Source organism: Pseudomonas sp. NFX71 (genome assembly GCF_048079215.1).
Lineage (GTDB): Bacteria > Pseudomonadota > Gammaproteobacteria > Pseudomonadales > Pseudomonadaceae > Aquipseudomonas > Aquipseudomonas fluorescens_B.
In genome coordinates this window covers 4490984-4507290 of sequence record NZ_CP182230.1, presented here as the reverse complement: position 1 = coordinate 4507290, position 16307 = coordinate 4490984, and the positions used below count along the sequence as shown (strand labels likewise).

General features: G+C 61.8%; 19 protein-coding genes. 2 read left to right on the top strand and 17 right to left on the bottom strand.

Annotation, left to right across the window (positions count from 1 at the left end; all coding sequences use genetic code 11):
• The first annotated feature begins 43 nt into the window (after positions 1–43).
• Together ACM1ZW_RS21150 and ACM1ZW_RS21145 are read left to right on the top strand one after the other, a co-directional pair.
• Positions 44–505, top strand: coding sequence for a curlin (locus ACM1ZW_RS21150; RefSeq protein WP_017337962.1), 462 nt, complete (start codon positions 44–46; stop codon positions 503–505).
• Positions 506–532: 27 nt separating this feature from the next.
• The gene (locus ACM1ZW_RS21145; protein WP_416739272.1) at positions 533–1978 is read left to right on the top strand and encodes a curlin; all 1446 of its coding nucleotides are present in this window, start codon (positions 533–535) and stop codon (positions 1976–1978) included.
• Positions 1979–2540: 562 nt separating this feature from the next.
• On the opposite strand, the gene ACM1ZW_RS21140 is transcribed toward ACM1ZW_RS21145, so the two are convergent.
• From ACM1ZW_RS21140 to ACM1ZW_RS21060, 17 genes are all read right to left on the bottom strand, one after another.
• A complete protein-coding gene (locus ACM1ZW_RS21140; protein WP_031318713.1) occupies positions 2541–3395 on the bottom strand; it encodes a CsgG/HfaB family protein in 855 nt (284 codons plus the stop codon).
• Between the two features lie 30 nt (positions 3396–3425).
• Positions 3426–3860 (bottom strand): curli assembly protein CsgF, encoded by a 435-nt coding sequence (locus ACM1ZW_RS21135; protein ID WP_017337959.1) that lies wholly within the window; start codon positions 3858–3860, stop codon positions 3426–3428.
• A complete protein-coding gene (csgE, locus tag ACM1ZW_RS21130; RefSeq protein ID WP_017337958.1) occupies positions 3857–4246 on the bottom strand; it encodes a curli production assembly/transport protein CsgE in 390 nt (129 codons plus the stop codon). The genes ACM1ZW_RS21135 and csgE overlap by 4 nt, the downstream gene beginning before the upstream one ends.
• On the bottom strand, positions 4243–4707 hold the full coding sequence (locus ACM1ZW_RS21125; RefSeq protein ID WP_238588341.1) for a type II secretion system protein: 465 nt from the start codon (positions 4705–4707) through the stop codon (positions 4243–4245). Before ACM1ZW_RS21125 ends, csgE begins: the two co-directional genes overlap by 4 nt.
• Positions 4708–4882: 175 nt before the next feature.
• On the bottom strand, positions 4883–5257 hold the full coding sequence (locus ACM1ZW_RS21120) for a type II secretion system protein (protein WP_017337956.1): 375 nt from the start codon (positions 5255–5257) through the stop codon (positions 4883–4885).
• 4 nt (positions 5258–5261) lie between these two features.
• Positions 5262–5735, bottom strand: a complete 474-nt coding sequence (locus tag ACM1ZW_RS21115; RefSeq protein ID WP_416739271.1) for a type II secretion system protein — start codon at positions 5733–5735, stop codon at positions 5262–5264.
• Between the two features lie 2 nt (positions 5736–5737).
• The gene (locus ACM1ZW_RS21110; RefSeq protein WP_017337954.1) at positions 5738–7576 is read right to left on the bottom strand and encodes a secretin N-terminal domain-containing protein; all 1839 of its coding nucleotides are present in this window, start codon (positions 7574–7576) and stop codon (positions 5738–5740) included.
• The gene (locus ACM1ZW_RS21105; RefSeq protein ID WP_017337953.1) at positions 7573–8091 is read right to left on the bottom strand and encodes a hypothetical protein; all 519 of its coding nucleotides are present in this window, start codon (positions 8089–8091) and stop codon (positions 7573–7575) included. The genes ACM1ZW_RS21110 and ACM1ZW_RS21105 overlap by 4 nt, the downstream gene beginning before the upstream one ends.
• Positions 8091–8639 carry a GspMb/PilO family protein gene (locus ACM1ZW_RS21100; protein WP_017337952.1) on the bottom strand — a complete coding sequence of 183 codons (549 nt, stop codon included), beginning with the start codon at positions 8637–8639 and terminating at the stop codon, positions 8091–8093. Before ACM1ZW_RS21100 ends, ACM1ZW_RS21105 begins: the two co-directional genes overlap by 1 nt.
• Positions 8626–9171 (bottom strand): PilN domain-containing protein, encoded by a 546-nt coding sequence (locus ACM1ZW_RS21095; RefSeq protein ID WP_414878869.1) that lies wholly within the window; start codon positions 9169–9171, stop codon positions 8626–8628. Before ACM1ZW_RS21095 ends, ACM1ZW_RS21100 begins: the two co-directional genes overlap by 14 nt.
• A gap of 1 nt (position 9172) precedes the next feature.
• Entirely contained in the window at positions 9173–9976 is an 804-nt protein-coding gene (locus ACM1ZW_RS21090) for a hypothetical protein (RefSeq protein WP_414878868.1), read from the bottom strand.
• Positions 9957–11663 (bottom strand): GspE/PulE family protein, encoded by a 1707-nt coding sequence (locus ACM1ZW_RS21085; RefSeq protein WP_414878867.1) that lies wholly within the window; start codon positions 11661–11663, stop codon positions 9957–9959. Before ACM1ZW_RS21085 ends, ACM1ZW_RS21090 begins: the two co-directional genes overlap by 20 nt.
• 84 nt (positions 11664–11747) lie before the next feature.
• Positions 11748–12281, bottom strand: a complete 534-nt coding sequence (locus ACM1ZW_RS21080; protein ID WP_017337948.1) for a response regulator — start codon at positions 12279–12281, stop codon at positions 11748–11750.
• Between the two features lie 221 nt (positions 12282–12502).
• A complete protein-coding gene (locus ACM1ZW_RS21075) occupies positions 12503–13456 on the bottom strand; it encodes a peptidylprolyl isomerase (RefSeq protein WP_416739270.1) in 954 nt (317 codons plus the stop codon).
• A gap of 15 nt (positions 13457–13471) precedes the next feature.
• Positions 13472–15022, bottom strand: a complete 1551-nt coding sequence (locus tag ACM1ZW_RS21070) for an ABC transporter substrate-binding protein (RefSeq protein ID WP_416739269.1) — start codon at positions 15020–15022, stop codon at positions 13472–13474.
• A 9-nt stretch (positions 15023–15031) separates the two neighbouring features.
• Positions 15032–15652, bottom strand: a complete 621-nt coding sequence (locus tag ACM1ZW_RS21065; RefSeq protein WP_414878863.1) for an SCO family protein — start codon at positions 15650–15652, stop codon at positions 15032–15034.
• The gene (locus ACM1ZW_RS21060; RefSeq protein ID WP_017337944.1) at positions 15649–16305 is read right to left on the bottom strand and encodes an SCO family protein; all 657 of its coding nucleotides are present in this window, start codon (positions 16303–16305) and stop codon (positions 15649–15651) included. The genes ACM1ZW_RS21065 and ACM1ZW_RS21060 overlap by 4 nt, the downstream gene beginning before the upstream one ends.
• Positions 16306–16307: the final 2 nt, after the last annotated feature.

Here is a 16307-nt window from a genome sequence, read left to right as displayed (position 1 = left end):
TCATGTGGCCGATGGGGCAGGCCTCTTGCTGAAGGACAGCCTCATGAAAACGTCGACCGCCGCCCTGCTCTGCCTGCTTCTGCTCTGCAGCAGCGCGAGCGTGCGCGCCGACGATCTGATGGAGAACGACGACCTGGGCCCCGGCACCGACCTCGGCGAGTTGCCACCGCCGATTGGCCAGCACGCGCTGATCGACCAGACCGGCCAGGCCAACGTGGCGTTGCTGCAACAGAACGGCCAGTCGTTGCTCGGCACCATCGTCCAGTCGGGGAGCAATCAGGAAGCGTACATCCTGCAACAAGGCAGCGACCTGATGGCGATGATCACCCAGCAAGGCTCCGGCAACTCCGCCTCGATCACCCAGGCCGGCAGCCAGAACCGCGCGCAGATTTCCCAGAACGGCAACAACAACGACGCCAGCATCGACCAGGCCGGCACGGGGCTTTCCAGCGCCGTGAGCCAGTCCGGAAACGGCATGAGCGTTTCGGTCAAACAATACCGCTAAAGCACTGCACCACCTGGAGGTTTCATCATGTTCAAACTGACGCCCCTCACCGCCGCCATCCTGGTCATTGTCAGTGCCCAGGCGATGGCCGACGACAGTGTTTCCACCCAGGACCAGGTCGGCACCGCCAACGTCGCCGATGTGAAACAGACCCTGGCCCCCTTCAGCACCGCCACCCAGCAGCAACTCGGCCAGGGTAACGACGCGGCCGCCGTACAGGACTCGGCCACCAGTACCATCGACCAGAACCAGGTCGGTGAGTACAACGCCGGTTACGCCGAGCAGTTGTTCGAAAACAACAGCACCATCAACCAGCAACAGACCGGCAGCTTCAACACCAGCCATGCCAGCCAGTCGATTGGTGTGGGTGGCGGTGAAGTGCTGCAGCAACAGCAAGGCACCGGCAACTTCTCGTTCGTCTATCAGGACAGCCAGGAAGGTACGACAGGTCAAACCTTCCAGTTCGGTGACAGCAACGAAGCCAACATCGAACAGATCCAGCTCGGCATCGCCAACACTGCGGTGATCATGCAGTACGGCGCCACCAACTACGCCACCGCCGAACAGATCAACCACATGGGCGGTCAGATCAACCTCAACCAGACCGGCACCAGCAACTACGCCTACGGCGACCAGCGCAACGGCGACGGCGGCAACCTGACCATCAACCAGCTCGGCGAAGGCAACGGCGCTGAAGTCTGGCAGGACGGACAAGTCGGCAGCGAAACCACCGTCGACCAGATCGGCCTGACCAACGAAACCGTGGTCGACCAGAGCTTCGGCGAAAACAACACCGCCCAGGTCTTTCAGGTCGGCGACCTCAACGCGATCTATGCCGATCAGTTCGAATCCACCGGCTCGACCATCGCGCTGTACCAGACAGGCACGGGCAACACGCACTTCACCTACCAGACCGGCGAAGGTCATTCACTCACCGCCACCTCGGTAGGCAACGACAACAAGGTCTACGCCAGCAACTGGAAAGGCCCGCAAAAAGGTGGCCAGTTCGGCAGCAATCAGCGCGCAACCATCAACCAGACCGGCAACGCCAACATCGCCAACTTCACCCAGGACGGCGTCGGCCACATCATGACCACCAACCAGACCGGCACCGGGAACAAAACCACGGTCAGCCAGGCCGACAGTTACAACGAGCTGTACTTCGACCAGAACGGCAGCGACAACATCCTCATCGCCGATCAACGCGGCACCACCAACCTCGCCTCCGGCACCAGCACCGGCACGGCCAACCGCACTGAATTCGACCAGTCCGGCACCGGCAACCAGGCCTACACCACCCAGTGGGGCAGCGATAACCAGATCACTCTGAAACAGGCTGACACGATGAACGTGGCGTATGTGACCCAGGGCGGCACCGGGAACATTGCCAATGTTGATCAGAGCGGTGTGGCGCAGATGGCGACTGTTCAGCAGTTGGGGACGGATAACCGGGCGACGGTGTTGCAGCAGTAATTGTGGAGGTATAAAAAACCGCGGCCCTGGGTGAGGGTCGCGGTTTTTTTGTCTGGGGTTTGCAAGGTTGAACGGTCCCTTTAGGAGCTTGGCTTGCCAGCGAAGGCGGCCTGACAGCCGACCGTTTTTTTCAGGTGTACATATCCGTTTTTGCGGTAACGGCGGCTATTGGTTTCGCCCTTACGGCGAGTCACTTGGAAAAGCGCCAAGTAACCAAGCGCTTTTGCCCCTTTCGTCCGGTGCCTCGCCTAGGCTCGGCATGCCCTCCTTCCGGTCCTGCTCCGTGGGCCCGCCGCCATCGGCCATCCATGGCCGGGGGCGGCTACCGCCACAGCAACGCAAGGCGGCCAACCGGCCGGTCTTGCTCTTTGATAGTACGCATTTCCCTGTGGGAGCTAGCCTGCTAGCGATGGACGTCAACGATAACGCGTGCTGTCTGAATGAACGCGGTGTCCGGGCGTCCATCGCTAGCAGGCTAGCCCGCAGGGATTGTGGTGGATCTGTGAAATCAGTCGAACGGGTACACCTGAAAGAGCCTGGTCGGCCCGAAGGCCGCCTCGGTTCACTCTTCTTCAGGCAGCTTGTTCTGGGTCAGGTATCGATCAAGCGTCTCACTGCTCTGCGGCGAATTATCCCCCGCCACCTGCCACAAATGCCGCTCGATCCCCTGAGCCAACAGATGCCCCACCGCCGCCTCGATCGCCGACAACACACACAACTGCGCCGGTTCGTTGGTGGTGTACCCGACCTCAGCTTCGAGCAACTTCTTGAACTCGATAAACTTGAACACCCCGGCACTACGGCCCACGGAGTAGATGGTCTTGCTGGTCATCACATTGGCCAACACCTGCCCGCTGCGCACATCCACCGCCCGCAGGTTCACCGTGACCTGATCCACCCGATACTCCCGGGAAATATCGATCCCCAGGTAACGCGCCCCTTCCCCGCCGCTTTTCACATTGGTGTCGTAGGCAATGATCCCGCCCTCGAGCATCATGTTCGCCGCTTGCAGCGGCGGCAGTTCACCCTGGATATTCACCGGTGTGTTCGGTTTTTTCTGCGAGGCGCGGATGATCTTGCGCTCGGTCAGCAGGTTCTGCAGCCCCTCACGCTCCAGCACCACAAACCAGCCGCTGGCCTGCAACGCATCCATCAGCATGCTTGCCGCGCCCTGGGTGACGCTGGTGGAAAACGAACTGGCCGGCGTCGGTTTGTACTGACCGGTCTGGTCGCGAAAACCGTACACCACCGCCATCAACCGGCCCTTGGGTCGCGGCATGTTGATCAAGTCGTAATAGGTCGAAGCCCTCGGGGTCAGCGTCGGGGTTTCGGTGTCCTGCTCCGCCCCGACGGGGTCGCGCAGACTGCACCCTTGTAACGCCGCCAACATCAGCCCTAGCACCATTATTTTTTTCATGTCCTTCACTCCCCATCAACCCGAATCCCGTCAAGGGGCCAGGCCGCTTACCTGAATTTCGGAGACTTCACCGGTCGCTCGGTCGGTCACGACGATGGTCAATTGCCCGGAGTCGTCGACCACGTTGACGATAAAAGCGTCGGTGGTCAGGCTCCCGGTGTTGCCCGCGGAGATGTTGTCCAGCAACTGACCGAGCAGCCGTGATTGCAACTGACTGGTGAACCGCTCCAGCGCCGACGTCCCGGCCGCAGCGGTGCGCTTTTTCAAATCAGGATCGTCGTAATCGTTCTGGGCCTGGGCATTGTTGAGTAGCCAGGTCCCGTTCAACGGGTTGCCGCCAAACGATGGATTGATGGGCGTGTAGACCAGCTCGGTGGCCTGGACCAGGCCGCAACTGCCGAGCCCGATCAACCAGATACCTGCCCTTGAAAACAGGGGGCGCTGCGAGAAGATTGTTGTTTTCATAATTCGTCCCTCTCAAGGTCCGTTGTGTCCTGCAACATGGCTTCCAGCTTGCGCTGGACGATCTGCCCGCGAACCCAGTCGGCGGCGGCATAGGCCTCGTCCTTGAGTTCCACGGTATTGGGCGGCAGAAAACGCCGATAAACCAAACGCTGCTGATACTCCACGGTGACCAGGGCGCCCCAGCGCGCCGAAGGTCGTTCGCGCACCACCAGGTTGAAATCCATCGGGCTGGTGGCGCGCAGGCGTTCACTGAATGAGTAGTAGAAGTCGTGGCCGATGTGCGAGATCGTGTCATCGACGATGAACCCCATCATTTCGTCCTCCTCGCCGGCCGGGGCGGCAGCGGACGTCAGCATCAGGATCATGGCCACGCAGAATCTGTTCATGGCTGCAGCGCCTGAGGCAATTTCGACTGGCCCTTGGCAGGTCCCGATGTGCCATCGAGGAAGGCCTTCTCGGCCACGAACTGCCAATCCTTGTAACTGGCCATGCCGGTGAAGTCCGACCACTGCGTGGGAAAATCCGCCTGCTTCAGCGGCTTGTCCGTGGAGGCGCTGTTGAGGCCGGTGATGCGCCCGTCGAAACCGCGCATCAGGACCCATTCGCCACCGCCAATCGGGTCCGGATACAGCTGCCGGAGATGGTGTTTGGGGCTGGGAAAACGCTCGTCCTGCAACAGGTCTTCCAGCGCTTTTGGGTATTGGGCCAGGCCTGGAGAACTGCGGTAGTAGCTGCGCAATGCCTGGGCGTATTGCGTACCGACCCAGAGCAACTGGCGCTCACGATCACGGCGCGAAGCGGTCGACCACAACTCACCGGCACTGGCCAGGCCCATACCCATCAGCATGATCAGGAACAGCACGCCCAGGTAGGTGAAGCCGCCCTCGCTGGTCCGCCGCTTCTCACTTAAGCGTGACAGCGGATTTGTGGCGAGGGAGCTTGCTCCCGCCGGGCTGCGCAGCGGCCCTAAAAGTGGGGCTGCTGCACAGCCCGGCGGGAGCAAGCTCCCTCGCCACAGATTTTTACCACTCGGAAAAAAGGCTGCCATCACGCGCCCTCCCTGTGGCACCGCTTTTGATATCGGCGACCCCGCCCGGAACGCCTTCCGGCGGCGCGACCATGACCCAGAGGTCCTTGCGCTCGGCTATCGGGTCCATCGGCGGGTTGCGCAGGTAACGTTGTTCCACCAGTTGTTCGATAGAGTCGGGATAACGCCCGGTGTCGCCGTAGTAGTGATCCAGCGCTTCACGCATCGCCGACAGGCTCTGGCGCAGCGTGGTCTCTTTCGAGGCTTCGAGGCTGTTGAAATAGCGTGGCATGGCGATGGTCATCAAGGTCGCGATGATTGCCATGACCACCATCAGTTCCAGCAGGGTAAAACCCTTTTCCCGACGCATATGCTCACCACTCCCGGTACGCGATGCCGTTGAGACCCTTGCCGCGCGCTTTCGAAAAAATGTCGAAGACGTCTTCGCCTTCTCGCGGGTTTTGAGCCGTGCTGTCATAGGCGCGCAGGCCCCAGCCGCCTTCGTCGTCGCGCTTGACCGGGGCCAGCGGGTCATGGGGTACGCGGCGCAAGAAATAGAACTTGGCTCCCTTGGCGCTGCGCACGTCGCGCACGCCGTCCACCAGCACTTTGAGGTTCGGCGGATAGCCGCTGCTGTTCAGCGACTTCTCGATGTAACCGGCATCGAATGCACGCTTGTAGGCGTCGATGGCATCGCGGATCTGGTACAGCGCCGTGCGCAATTCCTGCTCTTTGCCCCGGCGCACCACGGTCTCGGTCAGCGGTGCGGCCATACCGGCCAGCAAGCCGATCAGGGCCAGCGTCACCACGACTTCGATCAAGGTAAAACCACGTTGCGAGGCGCTCATGATCAAGGCTTCCCGACGCTGACTTGCACATTGGTGGCAGCCACCGGCCGATCGATGGACTCCGGCTGGTTCGATGATTCCATCCGGCGATCCGGTGCCTGAATGTGCATGCTGGTTTCGGTGCCGGTCGGGAACTCCATGTCCGACGGGCTCTGGTACGGCAGGTTGCGCACGATGCGAGGCGTGATCGACAACACCAGTTCCGACTTGCTGACGTTGTCCTTGTTACTGCCGAACAACCGGCCCAGGCCCGGGATGTCGCCAAGACCCGGAATCTTGTTGCCAGTGGCGCCATGGTCATTGCGCATCAGGCCGGCGAGGATCTGGGTTTCGCCGTCATGCAGACGCAGGGTGGTCTGGGCGTTGCGGGTATCGACCTGAACCGGGATCGTGCCCTGCCGGGTCGGTTCCAGCGGCGTTGCGTTACTGACTTCCAGGGCGATCTTGATCGCCACTTCGTTGTTCAGGTGCACGGTCGGTTGCACTTCCAGCTTCAGACCGACGTCCAGGTAAGTGACGCTTTCGGTGATCACCGGGCCTTGGGTCGACGGCACCGACGTGGCACTGATGATCGGCACACGCTGACCGATGTGGATACGCGCCTGCTCGCGGTTACTGACACGAATCACCGGGCTGGCCAGGGTGTTGATGTCGTTGTCCTGGGCGTTGATCTTGAGCTGGGGCGATGGATTGATGGTGATCCGGCTCGAGTCGATACCTTTCAATTGGTTGAGCAGCGACACCGGCGAACCGTCGCTGTTGACCACGCCAAAGGTGTTCGGCCATTGCAGGCCGAGGTCGAGAATCCGCTGGGTGGCAACTTCCATCACCTCCACTTCCAGCACCACCTCAGGGTTGGACTGGTCTTGCGATTGCAGGAGCTTTTCCGCCATGCGGATGGCGTCTTCGGTGTCGCGCATGGTCAGGGTGTTGAGGCGCTCGTCGACAAACACATCGCGGGTCTTGAGCATGGTCTTGATCATGTTCAGTGCGGTGTTGGCATCGATGCTGGTCAGGTAGAACGTGCGCATCACCAGCTCCTGGTAATCCTTGAGCTTTTGCGGCGAGTCCGGGTAGATCAGCAAGGTGTTTTCGTTCACCACTTTCTGGTGCAGCTGGTTCTGTTGCAGCAGCAGTTCCACGGCGTCTTCGATGCGCACGTCACGCACGAAGATCGTGGCTTTCATGTCCGGGCGCAGGTCTTTGTCGAAGATGAAATTCAGGCCGGCGACCTGGGACAGCACTTCGAAAATGGTCTTCAGGTTGGCGTCGCGAAACTCCAGGGTCACGGGCCGTTCCAGGCGTGTGCGCAGCTGTGGATACGGAATCACGTTGCGGCTCTGGACCAGGCGAATGTTGCTTTGCAGTTCAAGTGCGCCGTCGTTTTTAGGGTCCAGTTCGAGAATCTGTTTGACCTGGCGGTCGGCCCCGTAGATGTCGCCGCGACGCAGGTCGCCACGGGCCAGCTCGAGTTTTTCATCCAGGCTGCGCATGTAATCGAGTTGGCGCATGGCGTCCTGGGCACGACGGTTGTTCGGCTCGATGGTCAACACCCGGCTGTAGTTGACGCGTGCGGCGGAAAAGTCCCGATGCGCACGATCCGTATCGGCCTCGGTCAACAGCGCGGTAATTGCCTTGGCGTGGGCGGTATTCAGGGCCAGATGCAGTTCAGTATCACGAGGATTTTCCCGCAGCCCTTCTTCGATACGCGCCAGGCCGGCTTCGTATTGTCCTTGCTCGATCAGCTCGGACGCTTCCTTGTTGGCGATCCGCGCGGAACTGCACGCGGCCAGCCCTGCGCAGAGGCAGGCAAGGCTCATCAGCAAACGGCATCTGTTCATGGCGCGCTCCCCACAGACAAGGTCTGGGACACATGCAAAGGCAGGTAGATGAAGCTCAGTTCCACATCGGAAATGCCCTCGATCCGCCAGGTTTCGTCGATTACATCCCCTTTGCGCACGACGTATATTTTTTCGCCGTTCTGCAAAAACACTTGCAGGTCAGAACGGTCATCCAGCCTCCCGACAAACTGGAAAGGCATCGGCGGTACGCTGGGGACCTGCACCACCGGGGTCACGTTGATGGGTTGTTCGATGACGCTGGCGAGGGTCGGCGCCGCCTTCCAGCTGCGGGCGGCGAACAAGTCGCCGGCCGGGCTCAAGTCCTTCACCACTGCCGGCTTGGCAGTGGCCGGCGCGGCAGGCAGCGCACCCCGGGTTTTGTTTTTGCTCGCGGTCGGCAAGGTGGCAACGGCCGCATCGCCCTCGTCGACCGGCATCAAGTAATCCGGCAACCAGGCCAGCGCCGCCGCAACACCGAAGAACCCCATCCAGCCCACTACGCGCTTGATATTCATCATGACCTCGACAGGTAAAGGGTCATGCGGATCCGCCCGGTCAGGTCGGTGTCGGCGATTTTCTTGCGCTGGAACTCCACGTCCTCCACCACCACCGCCGGCAACTGGCCGAGCAAGGCATGCAGGAAGCGCCGCAGTTGCGGGTAGCTGCCGCGCACCGGCAGCAGAATCTGATAGCGGGCCAGATGGGTTTTAGGGTCGATGCCCAAGGCATATTCACCGCGCGCCAGGGTGATGTGTTCCTGGGCCGCCAGCGCGTAGATCTTGTCGATGGCGACGGTAGCCTGAGGTTGCGAAGGCAGCTTGCTGCGGAAGTCGTCGAGCTGACGTTGCGGCACCACCGGGGCGGCGACGCTACCGTCTTCCACCCTGGCCAGGTACTCGCCGGCGTCGCGGGTCTGCTGGCTGAGCTGTTGCAGCGACTGCCAGTCCGGCACCAGACCCGCCAGACCATAGACCAACGCCAGCGCCAGCATTGCCAGCCCCGCCAGACCGGGAATGCCCAGGCCTTGCAGGTATTCGTGGACGATCAATCTAGGGATTCGCATCGCCAATCTCCCAGGTAGCCGACAAGTTGAATTGCACCGGATGCTCCGGCACGTTGGCCACGATTTCGTGGCTGAGCAGCGACACATCGGACAGCTCGTCGCTGGCTTCGAGGTTGCGGTGGAAGTCGAGCATGGCGTCGAGGTCTTTCGCCTCGGCGCTGATCCTGAGCTGACCCTTGCGGGCATCGGGTGTCAGGGTCAGCAAGGCGATGTTGTCGCGAGGCATGGCTTCGAGCAGGGCAAACAGACTCTCCCAAGGCCGACGCAGTTGCTGCGAGACCTTGCGCATCTCGGCGAGGTTTTGCGCCTGCTCGCGGGTTTCTGCCGGCGTCAGGCTGACCTTGGTGCCGTTGTCGCCGGTGAGGACGCGCTGGGCGGTTTGCAGATGGCCCTGTTGTTGCGCGGTTTCGTCACTGAGGTGCTGCTGAACCAGGATGCAACCCAGCACCAGCACCATGCCCACGGCCAACAGGCTCCAGCCCAGGGGTCCCGAGCGGCGGCGCGGCTGAAAGTCGAGGTTCAGGGCGCGCATCTCAGGCCACCGCCCGGGACATGACGTACAGACAATCGCGTACGGGTGTCCGGCCTTCTTCAAGGGTACGCAAATGTACCTCGGGTACATCGGGCTGCACGTCGATGCGCGCAGGGGCATGCAGGTAGACGTTCAGCGGCCGCTCACTGGTGGAAGCCTGCAACTGGCTTTCGCGGCCGATCAGCGCGGTCAGTGCGGCGTCGCTGTCGCTGCTGCCCACCGAACGTACCGAGGCCCAGCGGCCTTCCCGGGCCAGCAGCAACACGCTGCGCACCGGTTCGGCGACCACGAACAGGAAGTCGCCGGCATCGAAGCTTCTATCGAAGTGATTGAACGCCGCCATCAGGTACGGCTGCACCGAACGCAAGCGCAGGCCACGGGCGCTGACCAGTGTGCGTAGGCGCGTGAGCAAGTCTTGCGGCAGCGCGCTGGCGATCCGGTCATACCCCGCCGGTTCTGCCGAAAGCACCAGGCTCCAGGGCTGAGCCGGTGCACCGTAAAGGTCTTCAAGGCACAGCTGGGCAAAGCCGCGTAATTCGTCGGGGCTGCTGATCTGTTCGCTCCAGGGCACCAGGCAGAAGCGGCTGAAGTGCCCGGAAATCACCACGCTCAACTCGGCACCGGAACGTGTGTGGTCGGCCAGCAAGTGGTCAAGGGTATCCAGCGCCACGGCCCAGGCATGGAAGCCTTCGTCGATAAAACCGACGCTGCCCAGCCACAGGGTTTCCCTGCCACGGCGCTGGCCGAGGCCGACACCACTGGCGCCGAGCACGGCGACAAAACGATCACGAGACAAAAGTGACACGATTGATCTCCTCGAGCGTGGTCCGCCCATCTGCAACCAGTTCCAGCGCCGACTCGCGCAGCAGGCGCAAGCCACGTTTGCACGCATGGGCCTTGATTTTCGAAATCGGTTGGCGCTCGACGATCATCTGCCGTAGCTCGTCGTCCAGGTGCAGCAGCTCGGCAATCGCCGTGCGCCCGCGGTAGCCGGTGCCCCGGCAATGGCCGCAACCCTTGCCGTGAACGAAGCGGTACTGATCGACGTTATGCGGATCGAGCCCCGAGGCGCGCAGTTCGTCGTCGGTCGGGTGACTCGGCGCGCTGCACGTGGTGCAGACCAGGCGGATCAAACGCTGGGCCAGCACGGCATTGAGCGCGGAGACGAGGCTGTAAGGGTCGATTTCCATCTGGGTGAACCGGCCGATCACGTCGAACACGTTGTTGGCGTGGATGGTGGTGAACACCAGGTGCCCGGTGAGCGCCGATTGCACGGCGATCTGGGCGGTGTCGGGGTCGCGGATTTCACCGACCATGATCTTGTCCGGATCGTGGCGCAGGATCGAGCGCAGCCCCCGGGCGAAGGTCAGGCCTTTCTTCTCGTTGACCGGAATTTGCAACACGCCCGGCAATTGATATTCCACCGGGTCTTCAATGGTGATGATCTTGTCCACGCCGTGGTTGATCTCGGTGATCATCGCGTAGAGCGTGGTGGTTTTGCCGCTGCCGGTGGGACCGGTCACCAGCACCATGCCGTAGGGTTCGGCGGCCAGCCGACGCAGTTGGCGCAGGGTCTCGTCTTCAAAGCCCAGCGCTTGCAACTGCACGCCGCAGACCTTGTCCGCCAGGTCTTGTTTGTCGAGCACCCGCAGCACCGCGTCTTCACCGAAGATGCTCGGCATGATCGACACCCGGAAGTCGATCTGCCGACCACTGATGCCGATCTTGAAGCGACCGTCCTGGGGCACGCGTTTCTCGCCGATGTCCAGTTCGGCCATGACCTTGACCCGGGAAATCACTTGTTCGGCAAACTCGCTGCCCTGGATCTTGCTGATGTTGTTGAGCACGCCGTCGATGCGGTACTTGATCACCAGACCGCTGCCGGTGGTGCCCAGATGAATGTCGCTGGCATGCATTTTCAGCGCGTCGTACAGGGTCGAGTTGACCAGTTTGACGACGACGCTGGCGTCTTCGCTGATGCTGGTCAGGGACAGGCTTTGCAGGGTATCGATTTCGATGTTGGCTTCAGCCTGAGCGTTGAGCGACTCCACCGCATGGAAGCTTTCTTCGTGGCGCGCCAGATAGGCCTTCAGGTCGTCGGCATGCACCAGGTACAGCGGCGCGCCGTGCAGGCAGTCATCGATCCAGGCCAGGCGCGAAGTATCGAAAGGGTCGGCAAACACGCCAATGACCGCCTCGTCGTGACGCAGCAGGATGAATTCGCGCTTGAGGCATTGGGCCAGGGTGACCCGGTCGAACACCGGGGTGGCCTTGAACAGGCTGTCGGTGTCGAGCACCGGGTAATGCAAGGTGGCGCCGAGACACTGGATGAAGGGCATGGGAGCCAGTTCGCACAGCGTCCCGAGGGCTTCGAGCATCCGCTCGCCGGAACTGGCGGCCAGTGATCGTGCCTGGGAGAGTTGCTCACTGGAAAAGCGAGACGGTACACATTCCAACTGCGCCGGTTCGACGGCAAGGGATAGACGGTCCATGACTTGCTCTCCAACGCCGGGGGCTTTGAGCCCTGTCGACGCGGCGAGCAATTACGGCGGTTACCGGAACGGCTAGTCGCGCCACTACTCCCCGGTGAGCAATTGTTCGTCGTCCGGTGCCATGGAGGTCGATGAACTTCGTCGACGATCCGCCAGCACCCAACTGCCGTCGTACAACTGCAGCGGGAAACTCTCGGTCCTGCTCTGGCGTCGTTCGACAAAACCTTCGCATGTGCTCACGCCGGCTTTGGGTTCGCGCTCCATTCCCAGAAGGTCACAGACTGCACGGGCCAGTTCCGCCAATGGAAACGGTTTGAACAGGATATGGCTGACTCCCAGTTGCCGGGCCCGCTCACAGACTTCAGCGGTTGGGTGCCCGGTAATCAGCACAAAATGACAGTTCCTGTTCTGGCGGACGGCATCGAGCACCTCAAAGCCTTCCATATCGGGCAAGCGGTAATCGAACACCATCACATCGGGTGCAAACTGTTCGGCTTCGCCGATTCCCGTCGCACCGTCATGTGCAATCCGGACGTCCAGCGCTTGCGCCTGAAGGTAATCCTTGAGGTTTTGTGCAAGCAGCTGTTCGTCTTCGACAACCAGTACTTTGTTCAACAAGGTGGACTCCTTGAACCGCAGGTCCGATTTCCGAACCTGGCAGAGTGCGCGCCTTACTGAGGCTAACGCACACTTCATGCCAGGCTGAGTGGCGGTTGTATTACCGCTGCATGTAGTTGATTTCCATGGAAAAGCCTTTTCGCTCAGACACCCCGTCCCCCAAAGGCGGGGAAGCGTACGAATGTGCGTTGAAGCTTTTCCCCATTATTGGGGGGGAACCTTCAATCATCGTCAATCCGTTCGATTCGATGGCGCGATCTAAGCTGTGCCAGAACCTCAAGACGAACACGGGCCTGTTGCTGCCGGACAAGGTAGGCCCGAACCCAGTCAAGTCCCTGTTGCTCTGAGACATCGGCCGCCTCCAAGTGGTTCTGCACACTAATCAAGTGCCAGCCCAGCGGTGTGCGAACAGGCTCGCTGACCCCGCCGGACGCCAGGGCAAAAGCTGCCGCTTCGAACTCAGGCAGCATACGCCCACGAGGAAAATAGCCCAGGTTTCCGCCTTGGCTTGCGGAAGCATCCTCGGACCCGATCCGTGCCACGTCGGCAAAGTCGGCGCCCTGGCTGATTTTCACTTGCATCTCCACTAAGCGTAGCCGCGCCGCTTCGACTGTGGTGGTATCGGCGCCCTGAGGCACTTTGATCAGGATGTGCCGCGCCTGCACTTCTTCGGGCCGAGTCATTTCGGCACGGTGTTCTTCGTAAAACGCGCGGACCTGCTTTTCGTCCGGCCCGCTCACTTGGGTCAGCTCGGCAAACACCTGCTGCGCCGCGAGCTCACGGCGGGTGTATTCGGCAAAACCGGCTTCGTCGAAACCGGCGTCTTCCAGGCGACGAGCAAATTTTTCGGCACCGCCGATGGCTTGCCGGGTCTGTTCAACCTGGCGTTGCACCGTGGCGTCGCTGATCACCACCCCGCGCTTGAGCGCTTCCTGCCACAGCACTTCACGGTCGATCAACGCGTCCAGCGCCTTCTGGCGCAATTGCTTGTAAGCCTTGGGATTGCGAATGCTGCCCAGCGCCCGGCCCTGATCCTCCAGATACTCGGCGAAATAACGCTCGAGGCGGAACTCGGAAATTTCCTCGCCATTGACCCGCGCGGCAGCCGGGCCGTTGCTGGCGAATGCCACGGGCACCCACATCGATATCAGGATCAGCAGAGTCTTGAGCTTCATGATCGAGGCCTCCGGTCAGGGTGTCGCGGCAATCGGTTTGTAAGGGGCAACCAGGTAGAAGCGCTGGTCGGGCAGGTCCACGGTGACGATATGCGCGCCGCTCAACCCCAGGCGTCGGCCCGGGCCGAAGCTGATCAGCGGGGTCAGCCCGGTATCGAAGTCATGCAGGCCTTCCAGCGCATTGATCAGCTTTTCGCGGCTGGCGTCACGCCCGGCCTGTTTCATGCCTTCGCTGAGCAACAGCATCGAGCTGAACGCGCCGACTTGCAGCACCGCATGCTGGCCGCCGAGCCCCTGCTGCTCACGCACCTGGGTCAGGGCCAGGCGCCCGGCCAGCGTCCAGTCACTGGGCACGAACGGATAGGACAGGAACACCCGGCGGGAAAAACCGCTGGGCACCTGCAACAGGTCGCCGGCCACCTGATTCGACGTGGCAAACAGGTAAGGCACCTGCCCTGCTGTCTGCAAGCGTTCGGCAAGGCGGCTGAAACCACCGCCGCTGCCCAGGTAAAACACCGAGCGCGAGCCCAGCGGCAGTTCGTCTTGCATCGGCTCGTAGGCTTGCAGACTGACTTTTTGCCAGGCGCGATCTTGCAGATACCGGCTGAGGTTCTGCGCCGCCAGTCGCTGGCCGGGCTCATCCGGATAGGTGATGAGCGTCGGTCCCTGAAGCACACGCAAGCTGCCGGTGGCGTAATCGGCCAGGGCGATCAGTTGTTCACGCAAGCCCGGCAGTGGTTCGAAAATTTGCCGACTGCTCTGGGCCGTGCCTTGCAGGGAAAGCGGGCCGATCAGCGGAATGCCGGCCCGTTCCAGGCGTGTGACCAATTGCGTGTCGAGTGCCGGCACCAGTGGCGCGATCAGGGCGAACACTTGTTCCTGCTCGATCAGCCGGTCCAGCGCCTGCTCGGCACTGGCACGGTCCGGGCCCGGATCGAGGATGGTCAGGCGCAACTGCCGGCCATGAATCCCGCCGGCCTGGTTGATTCGCGCCACGCTGCCGTTGAGCACCGCCGCCACCGTCGCACCCTCCTCGGCCAACGCTCCCTGGCTGGGCAACAGCGTGCCCAGATGCAGGCTGTCCGGCGTCAGGCCAGGATCGCGCTCATCGGCCAGGCGTTTGAGGTAGGCCGTAAGGTTGCGCTGATCATTCATCGACAGCACGAACCGTGGCATCGCCGGGTCGAGACGATTGTTGCCGGGATCGCGCCCTTCCTGGATCGCCCGCGCCAACGTGCCTTCGGTGTACGCCGGATAATTGCGCCCATTGATCTGCTGCTGGCCGTAGGTGCTGGTCAGCCGCGACCAGCTCAGGTCAGGCGGTCGCACCCCGCCTTCGGGACGGCCCAGGCCATCGGTGCCGTGACAATTGGCGCACGGCAGGCTGGTGGCCGGCAGCATCATGCCCGCCGCCCCGACCCGCGCCATGATCGGCTCACCGCTGTTGGACACGCCCTCGCGATACAGCCGCTTCCCGGCACTTTCGTTGGGGTTCAAGGGCAACGCGCCGGCAGCGAAATGCACGCCACCGATCAGCAGCAAGCCAAGGATAAGGGCTGTTTTCATGGCGCAGGCTCAGCGGCCGGCCACAGGCATTGTCAGCAACTGCAAGCGCTGGGCAATGGCGGCGGCCGGGGCATCGGGACGAATTTTGCTCCAGCGCTTGTTGGCCACGTCACCCACGATCAGTTGGGTGGAATGTTGCTCGGGGGTCGGCACGATCTGACCGATGCGTCCGAGCACCAGGTCCATTTGCGCCTTGTCACCGGTGAGAAAAAGCCAGTGGGGCCCATCGACGCCCTGTTTCAAGGTGTAAGCCTTGAGTACCGCCGGGGTGTCCCGCAGCGGATCACTGGTAAGGGAGATAAAGGTGATGCCGTCCGCCTTGTCGCCCAGCAACTCACGCACTTCCTTGAGCTTGCGGGTGATCAGCGGGCAGGCATCATCGCAACGGGTGAAAATCACGTTCAGCAGCACGACGCGGTTTTGCAAGGCATCGCTGTAGAAACGCAGGGTTTCGCCGTTCTGGTCCTGCAACGGTGTGTCGGTGAACCAGGTTTTCGCATCCCGCGTACCGCTTGCAGGTTGTGCGGCAGCCACCGCAGGCGCAGGTTCTTCGTGGCCTTCGTGGGCGAACGCCATCGCGCTGAAAATCCAGAAGCACACCATCAGGGTGACCCAGTCGAGGGTTCTCATGGCTGATGCTCCATGGCGATGGCGGTGTGCTTGGCGTGCGCGTTGCGCTGGCCGCTGAGTTTTTCCACTTCACGGGTCAGCACGACCGGGTCGGTGAAGCCGTAATAGCGCGTCCAGTGGCGGCTATTGCCGTCGCCGACGAGGATCAGCGGTTGATGGTTTTTGAAGTCACCGCTGAAGTTGCCGAGGCCCTTGAGGGTGGCGTTGATCGATTGCGAACTGCCGGTCAGCCAGCTCCAGCCCGGACCGTTCTGGAAGGCGCGGGCGTAGTCGTTCAGACGCTTGGCGTCATCGCGCTGCGGGTCGATGCTGATCGACACCAGTTGCACCTCGGCGCCCACCCGCGCACCCAGCTGTTTCTGCACTTTGCCCATGATCGACGACACCACCGGGCACACCGTGGTGCAGCTGGTGTAGATGAAACTCATGACCACGATTTTGTTGTCCACCAGGTCTTTTTCCAGACGCACCGGCTGACCGTTCTGGTCCACCAGCGCCACGTCGGCGAATTTGACCTGGGCACTTTCCGAGCTGGCGTCTTTGGCCGGCATGTCGTGACCGGCGTGTTCATCCGCCGAGTGTGCCAGGGCTTGCCCGATACCGGCGGCCAACAGGCAGAACGTCAGCAGTCCACGGTGTGCGAATCGGTTCATGT